17 protein-coding genes are annotated in these 18,167 nt (G+C 60.3%); 11 read left to right on the plus strand and 6 right to left on the minus strand.

Going from position 1 to position 18,167, the window contains the following annotated elements; translation table 11 throughout:
* Window positions 1-55: 55 nt before the first annotated feature.
* The 7 genes from BW958_RS04440 to BW958_RS04470 are packed head-to-tail and all read left to right on the plus strand — an operon-like array spanning window position 56 to window position 7,686.
* The gene (locus tag BW958_RS04440; RefSeq protein WP_076574518.1) at window positions 56-1,573 is read left to right on the plus strand and encodes a sugar ABC transporter ATP-binding protein; all 1,518 of its coding nucleotides are present in this window, start codon (window positions 56-58) and stop codon (window positions 1,571-1,573) included.
* A 19-nt stretch (window positions 1,574-1,592) separates the two neighbouring features.
* Entirely contained in the window at window positions 1,593-2,594 is a 1,002-nt protein-coding gene (locus BW958_RS04445) for an ABC transporter permease subunit (RefSeq protein WP_076574519.1), read from the plus strand.
* A 54-nt stretch (window positions 2,595-2,648) separates the two neighbouring features.
* Window positions 2,649-3,590, plus strand: coding sequence for an ABC transporter substrate-binding protein (locus BW958_RS04450; protein ID WP_076574520.1), 942 nt, complete (start codon window positions 2,649-2,651; stop codon window positions 3,588-3,590).
* Between the two features lie 57 nt (window positions 3,591-3,647).
* Entirely contained in the window at window positions 3,648-5,090 is a 1,443-nt protein-coding gene (xylB, locus tag BW958_RS04455; protein WP_076574521.1) for a xylulokinase, read from the plus strand.
* Window positions 5,090-5,773, plus strand: coding sequence for a D-lyxose/D-mannose isomerase (locus BW958_RS04460; protein WP_076574522.1), 684 nt, complete (start codon window positions 5,090-5,092; stop codon window positions 5,771-5,773). Before xylB ends, BW958_RS04460 begins: the two co-directional genes overlap by 1 nt.
* A 15-nt stretch (window positions 5,774-5,788) precedes the next feature.
* Window positions 5,789-6,652 carry a ketose 1,6-bisphosphate aldolase gene (locus BW958_RS04465; RefSeq protein ID WP_076574523.1) on the plus strand — a complete coding sequence of 288 codons (864 nt, stop codon included), beginning with the start codon at window positions 5,789-5,791 and terminating at the stop codon, window positions 6,650-6,652.
* A complete protein-coding gene (locus BW958_RS04470) occupies window positions 6,649-7,686 on the plus strand; it encodes a carbohydrate kinase family protein (protein WP_076574524.1) in 1,038 nt (345 codons plus the stop codon). The genes BW958_RS04465 and BW958_RS04470 overlap by 4 nt, the downstream gene beginning before the upstream one ends.
* 4 nt (window positions 7,687-7,690) lie before the next feature.
* Here the strand turns inward: BW958_RS04470 and BW958_RS04475 are convergent, their stop codons facing one another.
* Window positions 7,691-8,428: a response regulator transcription factor gene (locus BW958_RS04475; protein WP_256701829.1), complete on the minus strand. Its 738-nt coding sequence runs from the start codon at window positions 8,426-8,428 to the stop codon at window positions 7,691-7,693.
* Between the two features lie 204 nt (window positions 8,429-8,632).
* Here BW958_RS04475 and mak point away from each other — a divergent pair, with 204 nt between their 5' ends.
* Complete coding sequence (gene mak / locus BW958_RS04480; protein ID WP_076574526.1) at window positions 8,633-9,547, plus strand: fructokinase; 915 nt, start codon at window positions 8,633-8,635, stop codon at window positions 9,545-9,547.
* 24 nt (window positions 9,548-9,571) lie between these two features.
* Here the strand turns inward: mak and BW958_RS04485 are convergent, their stop codons facing one another.
* Both BW958_RS04485 and BW958_RS04490 read right to left on the minus strand, forming a co-directional pair.
* Complete coding sequence (locus tag BW958_RS04485) at window positions 9,572-11,092, minus strand: cryptochrome/photolyase family protein (RefSeq protein ID WP_076574527.1); 1,521 nt, start codon at window positions 11,090-11,092, stop codon at window positions 9,572-9,574.
* Window positions 11,092-11,238 (minus strand): DUF2256 domain-containing protein, encoded by a 147-nt coding sequence (locus BW958_RS04490; protein WP_076574528.1) that lies wholly within the window; start codon window positions 11,236-11,238, stop codon window positions 11,092-11,094. Before BW958_RS04490 ends, BW958_RS04485 begins: the two co-directional genes overlap by 1 nt.
* Window positions 11,239-11,376: 138 nt before the next feature.
* On the opposite strand from BW958_RS04490, the gene BW958_RS04495 reads away from it, so the two are divergent.
* Together BW958_RS04495 and glgC are read left to right on the plus strand one after the other, a co-directional pair.
* A complete protein-coding gene (locus BW958_RS04495; RefSeq protein ID WP_076574529.1) occupies window positions 11,377-11,886 on the plus strand; it encodes a hypothetical protein in 510 nt (169 codons plus the stop codon).
* A 132-nt stretch (window positions 11,887-12,018) separates the two neighbouring features.
* Window positions 12,019-13,305: a glucose-1-phosphate adenylyltransferase gene (glgC, locus tag BW958_RS04500; RefSeq protein ID WP_076574530.1), complete on the plus strand. Its 1,287-nt coding sequence runs from the start codon at window positions 12,019-12,021 to the stop codon at window positions 13,303-13,305.
* Window positions 13,306-13,424: 119 nt separating this feature from the next.
* Here glgC and BW958_RS04505 read toward each other — a convergent pair whose 3' ends face one another.
* Window positions 13,425-15,422 (minus strand): hypothetical protein, encoded by a 1,998-nt coding sequence (locus tag BW958_RS04505; protein WP_076574531.1) that lies wholly within the window; start codon window positions 15,420-15,422, stop codon window positions 13,425-13,427.
* Between the two features lie 151 nt (window positions 15,423-15,573).
* Window positions 15,574-16,149, minus strand: a complete 576-nt coding sequence (locus BW958_RS04510) for a lipoprotein (RefSeq protein WP_076574532.1) — start codon at window positions 16,147-16,149, stop codon at window positions 15,574-15,576.
* Between the two features lie 127 nt (window positions 16,150-16,276).
* Here BW958_RS04510 and BW958_RS04515 point away from each other — a divergent pair, with 127 nt between their 5' ends.
* Entirely contained in the window at window positions 16,277-17,224 is a 948-nt protein-coding gene (locus tag BW958_RS04515) for a Gfo/Idh/MocA family protein (protein ID WP_143233008.1), read from the plus strand.
* On the opposite strand, the gene BW958_RS04520 is transcribed toward BW958_RS04515, so the two are convergent.
* Window positions 17,188-18,090 carry a LysR substrate-binding domain-containing protein gene (locus BW958_RS04520; RefSeq protein WP_076574534.1) on the minus strand — a complete coding sequence of 301 codons (903 nt, stop codon included), beginning with the start codon at window positions 18,088-18,090 and terminating at the stop codon, window positions 17,188-17,190. The two genes, BW958_RS04515 and BW958_RS04520, sit on opposite strands and share 37 nt — an antisense overlap.
* Between the last annotated feature and the right edge of the window lie 77 nt (window positions 18,091-18,167).

The raw sequence follows: 18,167 nt of genomic DNA on the forward strand, positions 1-18,167 counted from the left end.
CGGTTTATACGGGGGTGTTTCACTGCTGCCATCAACACAGTTTGTGGGGCAGGCAATGAGCGAGAAGAAACCCATCCTACAGATGCGCAACATCGCCAAGCGATTCGGGCAGTTTTATGCCCTCAAGGATGTCAGTCTCTCCATCTATCCGGGTGAGATCCATGCGCTGATGGGAGAGAACGGGGCGGGCAAGAGCACCCTGATGAAGATTTTGGCCGGTGCTTACACTGCCACTTCGGGCGAAATTGTGCTCGATGGCCAGCCCTATAGCATCAATGGCCCGAAAGATGCGCTGCGTGCCGGCATCACCCTCATTTATCAAGAGATTAACCTGGCGCCCAACCTCACCGTGGCCGAGAACATCTTTTTGGGAAGCGAGCTGACCCGTAATGGCATGGTCAATCGCCGCCAGATGGAGGAGGAGACCCAGCAGGTTTTAAACCGTCTGGCGGCTCGCTTTAAAGCCAACGCCACGGTCTCGAGTCTGACCATCGCCGAGCAGCAACAGGTCGAGATCGCCCGCGCCCTGCACCGGAACAGCCGGGTATTGGTGATGGACGAGCCCACCGCCGCGCTCTCATCGCGTGAAACCGACCGTCTGTTTGCCCTGGTCAAGCAACTGCGTGACGAGGGGATGGCGATTATCTATATCAGCCACCGCATGGCAGAAATCTATGAGCTCTCCGACCGGGTCAGCGTGCTGCGCGACGGCCAGTATATTGGCAGCCTGATGCGCGACAACCTCTCTTCGAGCGAGCTGGTGCGCATGATGGTAGGCCGGCCGCTCAACGATCTGTTTAACAAAGACCGCACCATCGAGAAAGGGCAGACCGTGCTGGAGTGTCAGCATCTGGGCGATGGTAACAAGGTGCTGGAAGCCAGTCTGATGGTGCGCGCTGGCGAAATTGTCGGCCTCTCCGGCCTGGTGGGCGCGGGACGCTCCGAGCTGGCCCAGCTTATCTTTGGTGCCCGTCCCCGCACCCGTGGCGAGTTGCTGCTGCGGGGCAACGTGGTGCAGTTTTCCTCGCCCCGTGACGCCATCGATGCCGGTATCGGCATGCTCACCGAAAATCGCAAAGAGCAGGGGCTGTTTCTCGAGATGGCGGTGCACGACAACATCGTGATGGCCACCATCGAGCGCGATAGCCACTTCCATGTGCTCGACGAGGGGCGTAATCGCGCCATCAGCTCGACCGCCATCAAGAGCCTGAATATTCGGGTGCCGCACAGTCAGGTGACGGTGGGCGGCCTCTCGGGCGGTAACCAGCAGAAGTGTCTTATCTCCCGCTGGACGGCAATCCATCCAAGCCTGCTCATCCTCGACGAGCCGACCCGCGGGGTGGATGTCGGAGCCAAGAGCGAGATCTACCGCATGATGACCGACATGGCCCGCAAGGGGGTCGCCATTTTGATGATCTCCAGTGAATTGCCGGAGATTGTAGGCATGAGCGATCGGGTCTATGTGATGCGCGCCGGGGAGATCGCCGGTGAGTTGGCCGACGAGGCCATCACCCAGGAAAACATCATGGCGCTGGCCACCGGGGCAACCCAATCCGCCAGTCAGGTAGCCTGAACACCTTAAGAGAGCTGACATGAGTGACGTTATGACCAAAGCCGATACCCCAGCCGCCGAGCCGCGCGCCGCCCGGCGCGTTAGTGCCAATGGCATCATCCAGCAACTGGGCATCCTGCCAGTGCTTATCCTGATCTGCGTCGGGTTTAGCCTGATGACGCCCAACTTTGCCACCGAGTCGAACCTGCTCAACATTGTTCGGCAATCTTCCATCAACATGGTGCTGGCTGCCGGGATGACCTTTGTCATCATCACCGCCGGTATCGATCTGTCGGTGGGCTCCATTCTGGGCTCCACCGCCGTGGTGGCCATGGTGTGCTCGCTGGACCCGTCGCTGGCGGTGTTCTCGGTGCCGCTGGCCCTGCTGGCCGGTTTGTTGATGGGGACGCTCAACGGCGTGATGGTGGCCTATATCGGATTGCCGCCCTTTATTGCGACACTCGGCACCTACACGGCCTTGCGCGGCGCAGCCTATTTGCTGGCGGGCGGTACCACCGTGATTAACAGCAATATCGGTTTTGAGTGGATTGGTAACGCCTATCTCGGCCCGTTGCCCTGGCTGGTGGTGATCGCCTTTGCCGTGATGGGGATCTGCTGGTTCATTTTGCGCAAGACCACCCTCGGGGTGCACGTCTATGCGGTGGGGGGCAACCTCAATGCCGCCCGGCTGACCGGTATCAAGGTCGGCATGGTGCTCACCTTTGTCTATGCCCTGAGCGGCCTGCTGTCGGGTCTGGGGGGCGTGATGAGTGCATCGCGTCTCTACAGTGCCAACGGCAACCTCGGGGTCGGTTACGAATTGGATGCCATCGCCGCCGTGGTGCTCGGTGGTACCAGTCTGTCCGGCGGGATCGGTACCATCATGGGTACCTTGATCGGGGCGCTGATCATCGCCGCCATGAACAACGGGATGACGCTGATGGGGGTCTCCTACTTCTGGCAACTTGTGATCAAGGGCGGCGTGATTATCGTGGCCGTGCTGATCGACAAGTATCGGACAAGCAAGCACGCCGGCGCATGAGTGCCGGCACAATCTCACCACACCTACCCTACAACCCTCGGGGAGAACAACAATATGCGTTTGAACAAAGTGATGTCCGGTCTGATGGCTGCCGCTGTGCTGGCCAGCGCGCCCATGGTCAATGCCAAGGAGCTCAAGTCGATCGGCGTAACCGTTGGCGATCTGGCCAACCCCTTCTTCGTTCAGATCACCAAGGGCGCGGAGCTCAAGGCGCGCGAGTTGGCTGGCAAGGACGTCAAGGTAACTCTGGTGTCGAGTGGTTATGATCTGGGTCAGCAGGTGAACCAGATTGATAACTTTATTTCGGCCGGGGTAGACATGATCGTGCTCAACGCCGCCGACTCCAAGGGGATCGCGCCGGCCGTGAAGCGTGCCCGTGCTGCCGGGATTGTGGTGGTCGCTGTTGACGTGGCAGCCGAAGGCGCCGACGCCACCGTGACCTCCAACAACACCCAGGCCGGTGAGCTGGCTTGCCAATACATCTCCGACAAGCTGCAAGGGCGCGGTGACGTGGTCATCATCAACGGCCCGCCGGTCTCTGCCGTGACCAACCGTGTCGATGGTTGCCTCTCCACGCTGGCCAAGCACAAAGACATCAAGGTGCTCTCGTCTAACCAAAACGGTAAGGGGAGCCGGGAAGGGGGGCTGGAGGTCATGACCTCGCTGCTGGCCGCCTATCCGAAGATTGATGCCGTGTTCGCCATCAACGACCCGACCGGTATCGGTGCCGATCTGGCCGCCAAACAGGCTCAGCGTAACGAATTCTTTATTGTCGGCGTCGATGGCTCGCCGGACGGTGAAGAGGCGCTCAAGCGTGGCAACACCCTGTTCGAGGCCACCCCGGCCCAGGATCCGCAAGTCATGGCCGCGCGCGCTGTCGAAATTGGTTACGACATCCTGCAAGGCAAGCCGGCTCCCAAAGATCCGGTGCTGATCCCGGTGACCCTGATCGATCGCAACAGCATCAAGGATTACAAGGGCTGGACCGTCAAGTAAGGCGCAAGGCTCCCGCCGTTTGGCGGGAGCTTTTTTCATCGGCTTGGGAGAAGCGACATGTATCTGGGGATCGATCTGGGCACCTCGTCTATCAAGGTGGTGCTGATAGATGAGCAGGAGCAGTTGCTGGCCAGCGTGAGTGAGCCCCTCGATGTCGCTCGTCCCAAGCCGTTGTGCAGTGAACAAAACCCCGCCGATTGGTGGCGCGCACTCGAGAGCCTGATGGATACGCTGGCAGCGCAATACCCGGCCGAGCTTGGCCAGGTGCGCGCCATCGGGCTCAGTGGTCAGATGCATGGCGCGACCTTGCTTGACGCTGACGGCGAGGTGCTGCGCCCCTGCATCCTCTGGAACGATGGGCGCAGTGTGCAGGAGTGCCGCGAGCTGGAAAGTGGTAGTGAGGTGGTCGAGATCACCGGCAACCGCGCCATGGCAGGGTTTACCGCGCCCAAACTGTTGTGGGTGGCGCGCCATGAGCCTGCGTTGTTTGCACGCATCGCCCATGTCCTGCTGCCCAAGGATTATCTGCGTTACCGCTTAAGCGGCGATCTGGCATCGGATTGCTCCGATAGCGCGGGGACGCTCTGGCTGGCTACTCAATCCCGTCAGTGGAGCCCGGCGCTGCTGGACGCCTGTGGCCTGCGTGTGTCCCAGATGCCGCGCGTGTATGAAGGCAGTGAGGTGACCGGCACGTTAACGCGTGAACTCTCTGCGCGCTGGGGCATGGCGTCGGATGTCAAGCTGGTGGCAGGAGGCGGGGACAACGCCGCCAGCGCCGTCGGTTTGGGGCTGACCGAGCCCGGTGAGGCGTTTGTCTCGCTTGGAACCTCCGGCGTGATCTTTGTGGTCAGCGATCGCTATGGCGCCAACCCGGCGCAAGGGGTGCACAGCTTCTGTCACGCCCTGCCGGGGCGCTGGCACCAGATGGCGGTGACCTTGAGTGCCGCCTCATCCCTTGGCTGGCTCGCGACCATCACGGGCATGGAAGAGGCCCGGTTGGCGGCGCTGGCCGAGCAATCCGAGCCGGGCTCTTTGCTGTTTGCCCCCTATCTCAGCGGTGAGCGCACTCCCTGGAACGACCCCGAACTTACCGGTGCATTGTTCGGTCTGACCGGCGAGAGTCAGCGCGGGCAGTTAGCGCGCGCCGTGATGGAAGGGGTGGCCTTTTCACTGGCCGATGGACTTGCCGCGCTGGCCAATGCCGGCTCAGCGCCGCGCCGTTTGCTGGCAACCGGTGGCGGGGCGCGCAGCCGCTTTTGGTTGCAGTTAATTGCCGATGTCACAGGCGTGACGGTGGACGTGCCGGCCCATGCCGAGGTCGGCGCCGCCTTTGGTGCTGCGCGTCTGGCCCATCTGGCGCTGGATCCCACTGCGTTAGCCCGCTGGCGCAACCAGCCCGCGGCGCAATGTACCCTCACGCCCACCGACAATGGGCCACTGCTGGCGCGCTATGCCCGCTATCGCCACCTGACTCACTGGCTATCACGCAAGGAGATCTGATGCAGCGTTCTACCATCAACGCCATTTTGGCCTACACCCATGCGCTCTTTGAGCAGCACCAGGTGGCGTTGCCCCCGTTTGCGTTCTTTACCCCCGAGCAGTGGCGCTTACAAGCCCTTGAGCGTTATCGCGAAGTGTTTGAGCTGGGGTTGGGCTGGGATGTCACCGACATGGGGAGCGATGATTTTGAGCACGAGGGATTGACTCTTTTTACCTTACGCAACGGCTCCGTGGGCGGGCAACCTTACGCCAAGCCCTACGCTGAAAAAGTGATGCTGGTGCGCGAGCGGCAAGTCACGCCGATGCATTTTCACTGGTACAAGATGGAGGACATCATCCATCGCGGCGGCGGCGATCTGATTATCGAGCTCTACAACCGCACTGACGATGAGCAGTGCGCCGACAGTGACGTGGAGGTGGTGCTCGACGGCGAGCGCCAGCGGCATCCGGCCGGCAGCCGATTGCGCCTTCGCGCCGGACAAAGCATCACCCTCACCCAGGGGTTGTATCACTCGTTTTGGGCCGAACGTGCCCCGGTGGTGGCCGGTGAGGTCTCGATGGTCAATGACGATCGCTGTGATAACCGCTTTTTGCGCGCCAGGCCGCGCTTTAGCCAGATAGTGGACGATGCGGCGCCGCTGCATCTGCTCTGTAACGAATACGCCCGTTTTCTTCCCTTGTAAGGAGGTCAATCCGACATGGCTCTTATCTCTTTGGAACAGGGGCTGGCTCACGCCCGCCTGCACGGTTATGCCCTGGGTGCGTTCAACGTGCTCGACACCCACTTCCTGCGCGCCCTGTTTGCCGCCGCTCGTGCCCAGCGCTCGCCGTTTATCATCAATATCGCCGAGGTGCACTTTAAATACGTACCGCTTGAGGCGCTGTGCGCTGCCATTCGTGAAGAGGCTGCTCGCCACGCGATCCCGGTGGTGCTCAATTTAGATCACGGCACCAGCTTTGAGGCGGTGATGCAGGCGATCCGCCTCGGGTTTACCTCGGTGATGTTTGATGGCTCGGCGCTCGATTATGAAGAGAACGTGCGCCAGAGCGCCGAGGTGGTGCGGATGTGCCATGCCTTGGGCATGTCGGTGGAAGCAGAGCTCGGTGCCGTTGGCGGCGATGAGGGCGGCTCACTCTATGGCGAGTGTGACAGCAGCAAATTTACCGATCCGGCGCGGGCCGTCGAGTTTGTCACTCGCACCGGAATCGATGCGCTGGCGGTGGCCATCGGTAACGTACACGGTAAGTATCGCGGTGAGCCCAAGCTCGATTTCCCGCGTCTGGCCTCAATCCACGAGCAGACCGGTATTCCGCTGGTGCTGCACGGCGGCTCCGGTATCAGCGATGACGATTTTCGTAAAGCCATCTCGCTGGGCATTCACAAGATCAACTTTTACACCGGCATGTCGCAAAGTGCGCTGGCGTCGGTGGAGCAGACCATGAGCCATCGCAATCCGGCGTATGACGAGCTGGCACACCTGCTGATGGGCATCGAGTCTGCCGTGCAACAGACAGTCGAGCAGCAGATGCAGGTGTTTGGCTCGAGCGGGAAAGCGCTGTGAACCGCCAGCAGGGGAGTGAGGCGCGCCGGGGGATCCTCGCGGTCGGCACCCTGCTGGTCGATCATGTGCAGGTGATCGATGAATGGCCGGAGCAGGGGCGGCTGGCCACCATCCGCCACAGTGAAGATGCCACCGGCGGCGCCGTGCCCAATGTGCTGCGCACCCTGGCGCGGCTGCAAAGCGGTTTGCCGCTGGCGGCCGCCGGATTGGTCGGGCGAGATGGCGATGGCGCCTTGATTCGGGCAGCGCTCGAGAGCGAGGGGATTGACTGCGCTCGCCTCGAGGCCGTGAGTGAGCCCACCAGCATGACCCAGGTCATCACGGTGCGACGTGGCGGCCAGCGCACCTTCTTTCATCAGGAAGGGGCTAATCGCATGCTCGATGCCGCCTGGTGCGAGCATCTGGTGAGCGATCACAAAATTGTGCACCTTGCTTACCTGCTGCTGCTACCGGCGCTGGAAGCGCCCGAACCTGAATTCGGGGTCGTGGCGGCGCGAGTGTTTGCCCGCTTGCAAGCACGCGGCTATCACACCTCGCTCGATCTGGTATCGGTCGATGAGCCAGCGCGTGCCCGCCAAGTGGTGCTGCCGGTGCTCCCTTTTCTTGATTACCTCATCATCAATGAACTTGAGGCGCAGACGCTAACCGGACTGCCCTTGCGCATTGGCGGCGCGCTGCAAGCTGGCGCCATGGGGGCTGCCGCGCAGCAGCTGCTCGAGGCGGGAGTGCGTCAGGTGGTGGTGATCCACTGCCCGCAAGGGGCCTGGGCGGCCAGTCGCCGTGGTGAGTGCTGTCAGGTGCCTTCTTACTGGCTGGATCCTGCCATGATCGCCGGCACGGTCGGGGCGGGGGATGCCTTTTGTGCCGGGGTGCTCTATGGCCTGCATGAAGGGTGGCCGCTGGCCAAAACGCTGCGCCTTGGTAACGCTTGCGCCCGTTTTAACCTGCGCAGTGCCAACGCCATCGACGGTGCGGCGACGCTGGCCGAGTTGCATGCGTTTATGGCCGAGCAGGCTGTGGCAGAACAGGGCTAAGGGGCTAGGGATGCAGCACTTGCACCTCACGGGAGAGCACGTAGCCTGCGCCGCGAATGGTACGGATAAACTCGGGCTGCTTGGGATTGGGCTCTATTTTGCGGCGAAGGCGCATGATCAGCACATCGATGGTGCGGTCGAACACGTCGAGCGCGTCGCTGTGGGTCATCTCCAGCAACTGCTCGCGGCTAAGAACCCGACGTGCGTTGCGAAGCAGTACGCTAAGCAGGGAATATTCGCCCTGAGTCAGCTCGATGTCTTCGCCTTGCGGGGTGTGCAGCCGGCCGGTGTGGGTGTTGAGCAACCAGCCGTCAAACAGAAAACCGGGGCCACTGGGACGGCTCAGTGGCAGCGGCGTGCTGGCCGGCTCTGGCGCGCGGCGCAGCACCGCTTTGACCCGCGCCACCACGACGCGGGGCACGAAGGGTTTGCCGATGTAATCGTCAGCCCCCATCTCGAGTCCGACCACCATGTCCGATTCGGAGGCAAGCCCGGTCAGCATGATGACCGGCAAGTTGGGGTAATACTGGCGGATCTGCTGCAGCAGCTGCAATCCGCTCATATCGGGCAGGCGCAAGTCGAGCAGCACCAGCGCGATGTCGTTATCGCGTTGCAACTGCTCCAGCGCCGGGCGGGCCGCCATGGCGCTGATCACGTCAAAGACGTGCTCGCTGAGCACGTCTGTCAGCAGCTGGCAGACGCCGGGATCATCATCAACAACCAAGATCTTGTTTTTCATCATGATCGCCCGTGTCAAAGTAAAGTCCCGAGTGTATTAAAAGCGTTGCAGGCAGACTATTGTCCGTATCACGAACTGTGAGCAGCTCGGCTTTCGCTGCCAGTAAAGGCGCGAAACCGGAGAAAAAACGCGACAAAGATCACCATTTTGACCTGGCTAAAACCATTCAGCCGGAATAAATAACAACCTTGAAGGGAGAGTGACGCAGTGCGCATTGGAATCGATCTGGGTGGTACCAAGATAGAAGTGATTGCACTGGCGGATGATGGCAGTGAGCTGTTTCGCAAGCGAATTGCCACGCCACGCCACGATTATGATCAGACGGTGCAGGCTATCTGCTCGCTGGTGCACGATGCCGAAGCGGCCACCGGCGAGCGCGGCTCGGTGGGGGTCGGGATTCCCGGCACCTTGTCCCCTTTTACCGGGCGGGTCAAGAATGCCAACTCGGTGTGGCTCAATGGTCAGCCGCTGGATAAGGATTTGGCCGACGCGCTGGGGCGGCCGGTGCGCATTGCCAACGATGCCAACTGTCTGGCGGTCTCCGAGGCCACCGACGGGGCGGGTGCTGGCGCCAAGGTGGTGTTCGCCGTGATCATCGGCACGGGCTGCGGCTCAGGGGTGGCCATCCAGGGGCAGGTTCATGCAGGTGGCAACGGCATCGCCGGTGAGTTTGGCCACAACCCCTTGCCCTGGATTGACGAAGAGGAGTGGGCATATCAGCAGGCGACGCCCTGCTATTGCGGCCAGCGCGGCTGTATCGAGACCTTTGTCTCTGGCACCGGTTTTGCCCAGAGCTACCGCTTTGTCACCGGTATGGAGCGTAGCGGCGCCGAGATCATGGCTCTGGTCGCACAGGGCGATGCCGAGGCGACCAAGGCGATCAAACGCTATGAGCGGCGCCTGGCCAAATCGTTGGCGCACGTGGTCAACCTGCTTGATCCGGATGTGATTGTGCTCGGCGGCGGCATGAGCAATGTTGAGAGGCTCTATAGCCATGTGCCGGCGCTGATGCGCGAGTATGTCTTTGGCGGTGAGTGTGACACGCCGGTGCGCAAAGCGGTGCACGGCGACTCAAGCGGCGTGCGTGGCGCAGCTTGGCTGTGGCAGCGCGGTGAGCAGTAACGCCGTGCGGCGTTTTGCTGCCAGCTAGAGCGTTTCTATCTCACGCAGCCACTGCTCGGCGCGAGCCAGGGTGGCTGCCTGCTGCTGGGCTGATTGCCCATCCCAATTGGCATAAGGCAGGGCTAGCCTCGGGTTTGCGCCGAGGCGCTCCCGCTGGCGAGCCAGAAAATGCCAATACAGCGCGTTGAAGGGGCAGGCCTCTGCCTCTTCTCTCTTTTTGACATCGTAATGGCACCCCTTGCAGTGATCGCCCATGCGCGCTAAATAGGCGCCGCTGCTGGCGTAGGGTTTGCTCGCCAGCACGCCACCATCAGCAAACTGGCTCATGCCGCGGGTGTTGGGCAGTTGCACCCACTCGATGGCATCCACATAGATGCCTAAATACCAGCGATCCACCTCAGCCGGTGCGATGCCGGCGAGCAGGGCAAAGTTGCCGGTGACCATCAGACGCTGGATATGGTGGGCATAGCTATTTTCGAGCGATTGGGTGATGGCGTGGCGCAGACACGCCATCTTGGTTTCACCGGTCCAGAAAAAACCGGGCAGGGGACGGGTGGCTGCCAAGGCGTTATCGCTTAGTACCTCGGGCATCTTTTCCCAGTAATAGGCGCGCACAAACTCGCGCCAGCCGAGGATCTGGCGAATAAATCCTTCCACCTGTGCCAGCGTGATGGTGTCTTGATTGCGCTGCCAGTGCGACTCGGTGGCCCTGATGACCTCGAGTGGCGAGATCATCTTGCTGTTAAGGGAAAAGGCCAGCCGGCTATGAAACAGGCTCCAGCCACGCTCGCTCAAGGCATCCTGATAGCGGCCAAACTGTGGCAGGCAGTGGCACAGAAAATGGCTGAGTAAGGCTCGGCTCTGTTGGCGGGTAATTGGCCAGGGCAGTGCGCTGGCATCGGCACGGCCCAGGGTGGTGACCCCGTGCCGGGTGAGCATGGCGTCTATCTCTTGCACATCGTTGGCAAAGCAGAGGGGCTCTGGCAGGGCAACGCTTGCTGGCAGGCGGGCGCGATTATCGGCATCGAAATTCCAGCGTCCACCGAGCGGTTGACCCTGCTCATCGAGCAGCACCTTAAACTGGCGGCGCAAGGCGCGATAAAAATACTCCATCCGACTGTGGGGGAGACGCTGCCAGCCATCACGCGGGGTCAGAAAATGTTCGCTCGATACCCGTTTTGATGGGATTGGGAGGGTGGCGGTCCAGTCGTCAAGTTGCTTATCAAGGCGCCACTCATCAGGCTCTTGCCAGGCAAAGGCGCCGGCATGATGTGTGTCCAGCATGGCACTGAGTAACGCCGGCAGATTGGGCCAGGCACGGGTCTCATCAAGGGTGAGATAACATACCTTGTGCCCTGCGTGGGTTAAGGCTTTGGCAAACGAGCGCATGGCGGCAAAGAACGCCAGCACCTTCTGACGGTGATGCAGGCAGTAGTCAGTCTCCTGGCGCAGTTCAGCCATCAGATAGATAACGTCAGGATGGCACTCACGAAACCAGCTGTGGCTGGCGTTGAGTTGATCCCCAAGCAGCAGCCTTAGCTCCATCACGTCCGCTCCTGCAGATGGCGGTGGCGCCGGCAGCGCTCGCTGCAGTAGCGCACAGATTCCCAGTCTCGGGCCCATTTGCGGCGCCAACGAAAGGGGCGCTGGCACACCGGACACATTTTCTCAGGCAGAAGAGGCGATGGCATGGGGTCACTCCACAACAAAGATGCCTATTGAACGAGCGACGCTACCCGGTGGATCACCGCGATTGCCTTTTGACGCCTAGCCCTTTACAGCCCGTCGTGACTCGCTCATGATGAACTTTTGCCTGTTGAGTCAACCTCATGTTCCAGTTTGATGCGATCGCCCCCTCCGGTGCCAAGGCTCGTTTGCGCGTTCAAGCACTGGACTGGTCACAGAGCGGACCGGTGAGCTTTGAGTGCAACGATGATGTGTTTGCACTGACCCTGCTGACCGGATGCCGCTGTGATGCCGTGGGCTATTTCAACCTGCTGGCAGGCTGCAAGCCACTCTATCTTGAGCAGTGGCTCGAATACCTTGCCGAGTCTGGCCATATTGCGCAGCTCGATCAGCACTATCTGCACCCGGACCAAAGCGACTATTTGGCAGGATTCGGGCCGGCGGATGAGCAACTGTCGGATCTGCTCGCCAATATTTACAAGGTGGCAGGCTTTAACCGGCTACAAATCAACCGTTATCTCAAACATCGCAACAATCCGGCCATGTTGGCAACCCGTTACGATGCCGATCAGCTGGCCCGTTACCGGCTCCTCAATGATGTCATTTTGACACTCCTCAAACGAAAACCCGTCGAATCTGTTAAGGACTCGTAAGAAAACACTCTATTATATTGATAAATAAGTCATTTTGACATACCAAATGGTCATAAATGTGAGACCAGACGCTTTCTGGACTGGCCTTAGTAGGCAATATGGAACCAGCTTGTCCTGAAAGAGGTAGTAAAAATGTTGTTAGAGCCCGTCAACACAGCAAAAGCCAGACAGTTGCTGAATGAAACCATGGCATTGGTCCTCGCGGGTGGCAGAGGGAGTCGTTTAAAGCAGCTGACAGATAACCGAGCCAAGCCCGCCGTTCACTTCGGCGGCAAGTTTCGCATTATCGATTTTGTGCTTTCCAACTGTGTAAACTCCGGTATTCGCCGTATCGGCGTTGTCACCCAATACAAATCCCACAGCTTGCTGCGTCACCTGCAATCTGGTTGGGCCTTCCTGCGCTATCAGATGAACGAATTTATCGATCTGCTGCCGGCCCAGCAGCGGGTTGACGAGGTGCACTGGTATCGCGGTACCGCCGATGCGGTGTATCAGAACCTCGATATCGTGCGTGACCATGGTCCCAAGTACATCGTGGTGCTGGCGGGGGATCATATCTACAAGATGGATTACGCCAGCATGCTGCTCGACCATGTGCGTTTAGGCGCCCGGGTCACCGTCGCCTGCATCGAGGTGCCACGTGCTGAAGCATCGGCCTTCGGGGTGATGGCGGTCGATGCGGATCGCAAGATCAACGCTTTTGTGGAGAAACCGGCCGATCCGCCCGCTATGCCGGGTAAGCCCGACACGGCGCTCGCATCCATGGGGATCTACATTTTCGAGGCACAATACCTCTATGAACTGCTCGAAGAGGATATCCGCGATGAGACCTCCCACCACGACTTTGGCATGGACGTGATCCCCAAAGTGGTAGGCGAAGGGGTGGCCTATGCCCACCCGTTTGGCATGTCGTGCGTCGGTGGCACGGAAGGAGTGCGTCCCTACTGGCGTGATGTGGGAACGGTTGAATCGTTCTGGGAAGCCAACATGGATCTGGCATCGGTACTGCCGGAGCTGGATGTTTATGATCAGAACTGGCCCATCTGGACCAGCCAGGTGATGGCGCCGCCGGCCAAGTTTGTGCAAGACCGAAACGGCTCCCATGGCATGACCATCAACTCCCTGTTTGCAGGGGGAACGATTGTCAGCGGCTCGTTCATCATGAGCTCGGTGCTCTTTACCAATGTGCGGGTGCACTCATTTTGCACGCTCGATCAGGCCGTGATCTTCCCCGGTGTGGATATCGGTGCCGGCTGCCGCTTGCGTCGGGTGGTGGTGGACAAGGGGTGCCGCATTCCCGATGGTTTGATCGTGGGGGAGAACGCCGATGAAGATGCTCGCCGTTTCTACCGCTCCGACAAGGGCATTGTGCTGGTTACAGCCGACATGCTGGAGCGATTAGAAAAGAGCTGCCGCTAGTGACATCGAGCGTGTTGCAATAAGCAAGGGGAGCCGTGGCTCCCCCTGTTGTTTTATGGGTAGTTGCGTGATCCGCTTGGATTCAGCAGGTTGATCACGCCGACCTGTGCTGACTTGGGTTACTTGGCGATCACCGCTTTGCCCGCCATGACGGCGGCGGTGCCATGCTTGCCACCGGCGCCGGTCACCTGCGGCACACCATCTTCATCGGTATCACTACCTTGGCCCGCCACCAAGTTTTCACCCGAATCACCGACCCATTCCGCCATCTGCATGCCGCCGTTGACGGTGCCACGGAACCAGCTCACATACTGGTTGGCCAGCTTGGCAAGCTCCAGCTCGGGGGCATTTTCGGCGCCTTCGTTACGCAGGTTTTGCATGGCCGAGCGCAGTGCGCCGGAGATGGCAGCCTGAGTCCAGGGGGTATAAGTGGTTTGCTTGCCGTGGGTCCAGGTGCCGGCCTTCTGGTTGAAGTAGGCCTTGTCGGTGGCGATAAACAGCTCGCGCGCCGCGCTGCGGTACTTGGCATCGTGGGTGGCGAGGAACGCTGCGGTCAGACCGCGTACGGCCGCCAGTTGGGTATCGATGGATTGACCCGCATCGTGCTTGCCACCCAGCGTGATCCCGTCATAGAGCAGACCGTTTTTGCCCTTGAGCTGACCGAGCAGAAAATCTGCCTGCTTGGTGATAAGCTCGAGCGCTTGTTTGCCTTGGGCCGTGGCAAGGTTCAGATCGCCATTGTCACCGGCGGCGTAGCCAACCGGCAGAGCATCCTGGGCGCGCTGGAAGATCTGCAGGGCAACCAGTGCATAGGCGGCGTCATAGGTGGTGACGTGCTTGCTTTGCTTGCCGCTCTTCCAGCTGTCAACCAGGGTGCCGGCTTTCGGCTCGAAGTGCAGGGCAACGAGGTTTTTAAAGGTCAGGTTGGAAAGATTCAGCGCCAGCGAGAATGCATCGCTGCCGGCAACGGCTTTGCCCAGATCGCCAGCTTGGTTGGCGGCCGGTGTTGCAGCAAATGGCTGACCATCAAAAACGGCCTTGAACGCCGCATTGTGCTGGGTGTTGGCGCTGCGCTGATCGGTAAAGGCATAGAACTCGGAGAGCGGCCACAGCAGCATCCAGGCGTCGCGCAGTTGGGCAGAGCCATCTACTACGTCCAGTTTGCCGATGGCACCGACCTCGTTTTGGGTGGTTTCGGTGACCTTGACCTGATGGGGGAAATAGATCGGGCCCTTGGCCGGATCGTATTGCGGCGTGATGGCGGCGCCGAGCTGTTTGCCGTCGTAGCCAAAGCGCGCTTGCAGCAACGCCAGCTTGTCAATGGATTGCTCGGTCAGGATCATGCCGTTAAAGCCGTCGGCAGCAGAGACGCCAAGCTTGTGCTTGCCATCTTGATCCATGGTGCTGGAGGTGGCCGCCACCTCTTCATCACTGGCTGCCACGTGCATACCACCGAGGAAGTCTTGCGACCACATCACCTCTTTGAGCAGGATGCCGCCGACAGCAGCCGGTACCATCAGGTGATCGCTACCGCTCCAGCGCAGGGTGCTGTAGTCACGAAAATAGGCCGGTACCTGGGTTTTAACGCTTTTCTCGGTGCCCTTGGCCGTCTTGACCTTCACGTCGTCGCCGTTAACCGGAGTGGCGTTGACGGCGGCAGCAAACTCGGGATTGGCAGAAGCGTAGGGGAAGGAGAGGGGATATATCCCTTGCGGGATTTCATCTGCCGAGAAACCGACCGCATCGGCCAGCGCCAGTACGCGTTTGCCCAGATCCGCCATGGTGCCACCACGGGCCGTATTTTGCGGGCCGTTGACCAGATGCGGCCCCATGCCGGACTGGTAATTCAGGGCGTACATCGCCTCTTCGGAGTATTCGTAGGATTCAATGCCGGCGGCGAAGTCAAAAGGCGTCGGGGTGTTGGCCTGATTGGCGTCCAGGGTATCGAGATCGAGCCCGAGACCTTCGGCAAGCGGTTCGCCAGAGAGTTCAAATTCGGTATAGGCAAGCATGGCAGCAGCGGTGTTGAAGGTCTTGTCCTCGACCTTGACAGCTGCCTGGGCGGCCTGGCTTAGCAGGGCGCCGGCAATGGCATGGACCAGCAGTCGTTTTTTCATCCGGTTGTTCTCTTCTCACACTCTGATTGTTATCGGGACATTCTCATATGTAACGCAAATGAGAATTGCCCGCATTATGCTTCAGCGATGAGAAGATGAGAAGGGCAGAGCAGAAAAAGGCCAGTCAAATGACTGGCCACAGGCAACGACGTCACAACACGCTAAAGGGGATGACCAGTGCGCCCGGCTCGACGCGAAGCCCGGTGACCTTGTCACGCGCCAGCGCTTCTTGCTTGCTGCGATGGCCATCCAGGCGATAGACCGGTGTCTGCTCGAGGAACTGGCTCAGCGAAAGGCTCAGCATCGGCAGCAGCGGGGTCAGGGCAGAGCCAATGTTGGCCGGCTCGCTCGAGACCGACAGAACTTCCAGATCGCGCAGATAGATAGCGCCCTGCTCGGGCTGGTAGTCCGGACGGGCACGCAGGGCCAGACGCAGCGTCAGGGCCTGCTGACCGATTGGGGTTTGCAAGGTCAGGTGCCCGGCGGCATCGAGATCAACTTTGTCCGGCTGGCTGCGGCCAATATGGCTGGTGAGATCGTTAAAACGGACCTTGGCCGAGAGCAGTCCGGGTAGGGAGAGTTGACGTTCAAAACCGACCTGGGTGGCCAAATAGTCGTTGATCTGTTGCTCGCTCACGCTGTAGCGGGTTAGCGAGGAGCAGGCGGCCAACAACAGAGATAGCAGCAGGGTCAGCATCAGGTTGCGCTGCGGCAGAAAAAGGGTCATGACAGACTCCGGATAGGAAAGGGCGGTCACATCTTAAGGATCTGGCCACGCGCTGCAACTGATGACAGATGCATGTTACGGGTAACTCGGGCATGATGCGCCAATCATAAGACACAGGGAGAGAGCCGTGGAGCACTCAACACTGCGCTGGGGGATTGCCGGCGCTGGCGCCATTGCCCGGCGCTTTTGTCACGATGTAAACCAGTTTGCTACGGCTGGTCGGGTGGTGGCCATCGCCGCCCGCGATGCAACGCGCGCCGCTGACTTTGCGAGCCAACAAGCGCTGCCCCACGCCTATGGCAGCTATCTGGCGCTCGCTGAGAGTCCGGAAGTTGACGCTGTCTATGTGGCCACCATTCATCCGGAGCATGCCGCGATTGCCCGCCTGATGCTCGAACATGGTAAGCATGTGCTGGTGGAAAAACCGGCCGTGCTGCGAGTGGCTGACTGGGATGAGCTAGTGGAGCTGGCCCATCGGCGCGGGGTGCTGTTGATGGAAGCCATGAAGGTGATGTGCTTTCCTGCCTGGCGCGCACTGTGGGAGCAACTGCCGGCGTTGGCGCCGGTGCGCCGGGTGCGCGCTGCATTTGGCTCTTGTGCCGAGCCCGGTGGCAAACTGTTTGACCCGATGCTGGCCGGTGGCGCCGGCTGGGATGTGGGCGTCTACGGGGTGTGGCTCTACGTCGCGTTATGCCATCGACTCGGGCTGGATTGCCCTGCGCCGCGCAGCGAGCTTAGCCGTGGGCCGAGCGGTGTTGATGAGCAGTGCCGGTTTTACTTTGACGGTGCGCTTGGCGGCGAGATAGGCGCCTCGATCGTGGCGGAACTCGACAAGGCCGCTCATTTGGAAGGGGATGACTGGCAACTCGAGATAGCCGGCAAGTGGTGGAACCCGCAGCAGGTGCGCTGGTGGGGAGAAACCGCTGGCGAGATTGCCCGGCCGGTTGAGGGGGGCATGCAGTTTCAGGCCGATCATTTTGCCGCGTGTGTGGCAGCCGGTTTGCTTGATGCGCCCTGGGTGCCGCAGGCGTTGAGCCGTCAGGTGATCGGCATATTGGAATCCGCGCTGACCTGATCGCGACAAAAGGTGAGAAAGTGGCGCATCGGCGCTGACAGGTATTTTTGCCGGTGCCAGACCAGCAGCAGGCGCCGCTCCAGCGTGGTGGCCAAATCGAGCCGCACCAACCGTTTTTGGGCCAACCGCTCACGGGCGGCCCACTCTGAAACCAACCCCAATCCGAGTGCGCATTCGACCGCACTCATCACGGATTCGAGGGTATTGAGCTCGAGGATGGGGCCAATACGGCCGAGTTGTGGCCGGATACGCTGATCAAACTGTTCACGGCTGCCCGATTGTGGCTCGCGCAGCACCCAGCGTTCGCCAGCCAGTGCGGCCACCCGCAGATCAGGCAGGCCACAGAGCTGATGATCAGGGTGCGCCACCACCACCATCTCATCACTGAGCCAGGGCTCGCTGACCAGCTCGGAGAGGTGACACTCCCCCTCAATCAGCGCCAGATCCAGCTCAAAGCGAGCCAACCTGTCGCACAGCTGGTGGCTGTTGCTGATGGTCACCTCCAGACGCTCGCCAGGCATACCAAAACGGGCCAATAAAGTGGGCAGCAGGTAGTTGCCGATGGTCTGGCTGGCGCCAAGGCGCAGGCGGCCGCGCTCCATGCCGTGCTCGGCAAAGAGTCCCTCGATATCATCCAGACGTGACAATAGCTCTTCGGCAAGCGGTTGTAGTAGCCGCCCTTCGCTATTGAGCAAAAGCCTGGGGTGAATACGGTCAAACAGCGGCGTCGCCAGCTGGCGTTCGAGTTCCTGCAGCGCTTGTGACAGGGCGCCGCGGCTTAAAAACAGTGCTTGCGCGGCATCGCCCAAATTGCCGTGGCGAGCCACTGCAGAGAAGACCTTGAGTTGCTTGAGGGTGATGTTCATATAGCTTTTCTATACGATACCTTTAAATCATTTAGATATGATAAACAAGCGAGTGCTCGTAATCTAGCCACCATTGC

The sequence above is a fragment of the Aeromonas sp. RU39B genome, assembly GCF_900156095.1.
Taxonomy (GTDB): domain Bacteria; phylum Pseudomonadota; class Gammaproteobacteria; order Enterobacterales; family Aeromonadaceae; genus Aeromonas.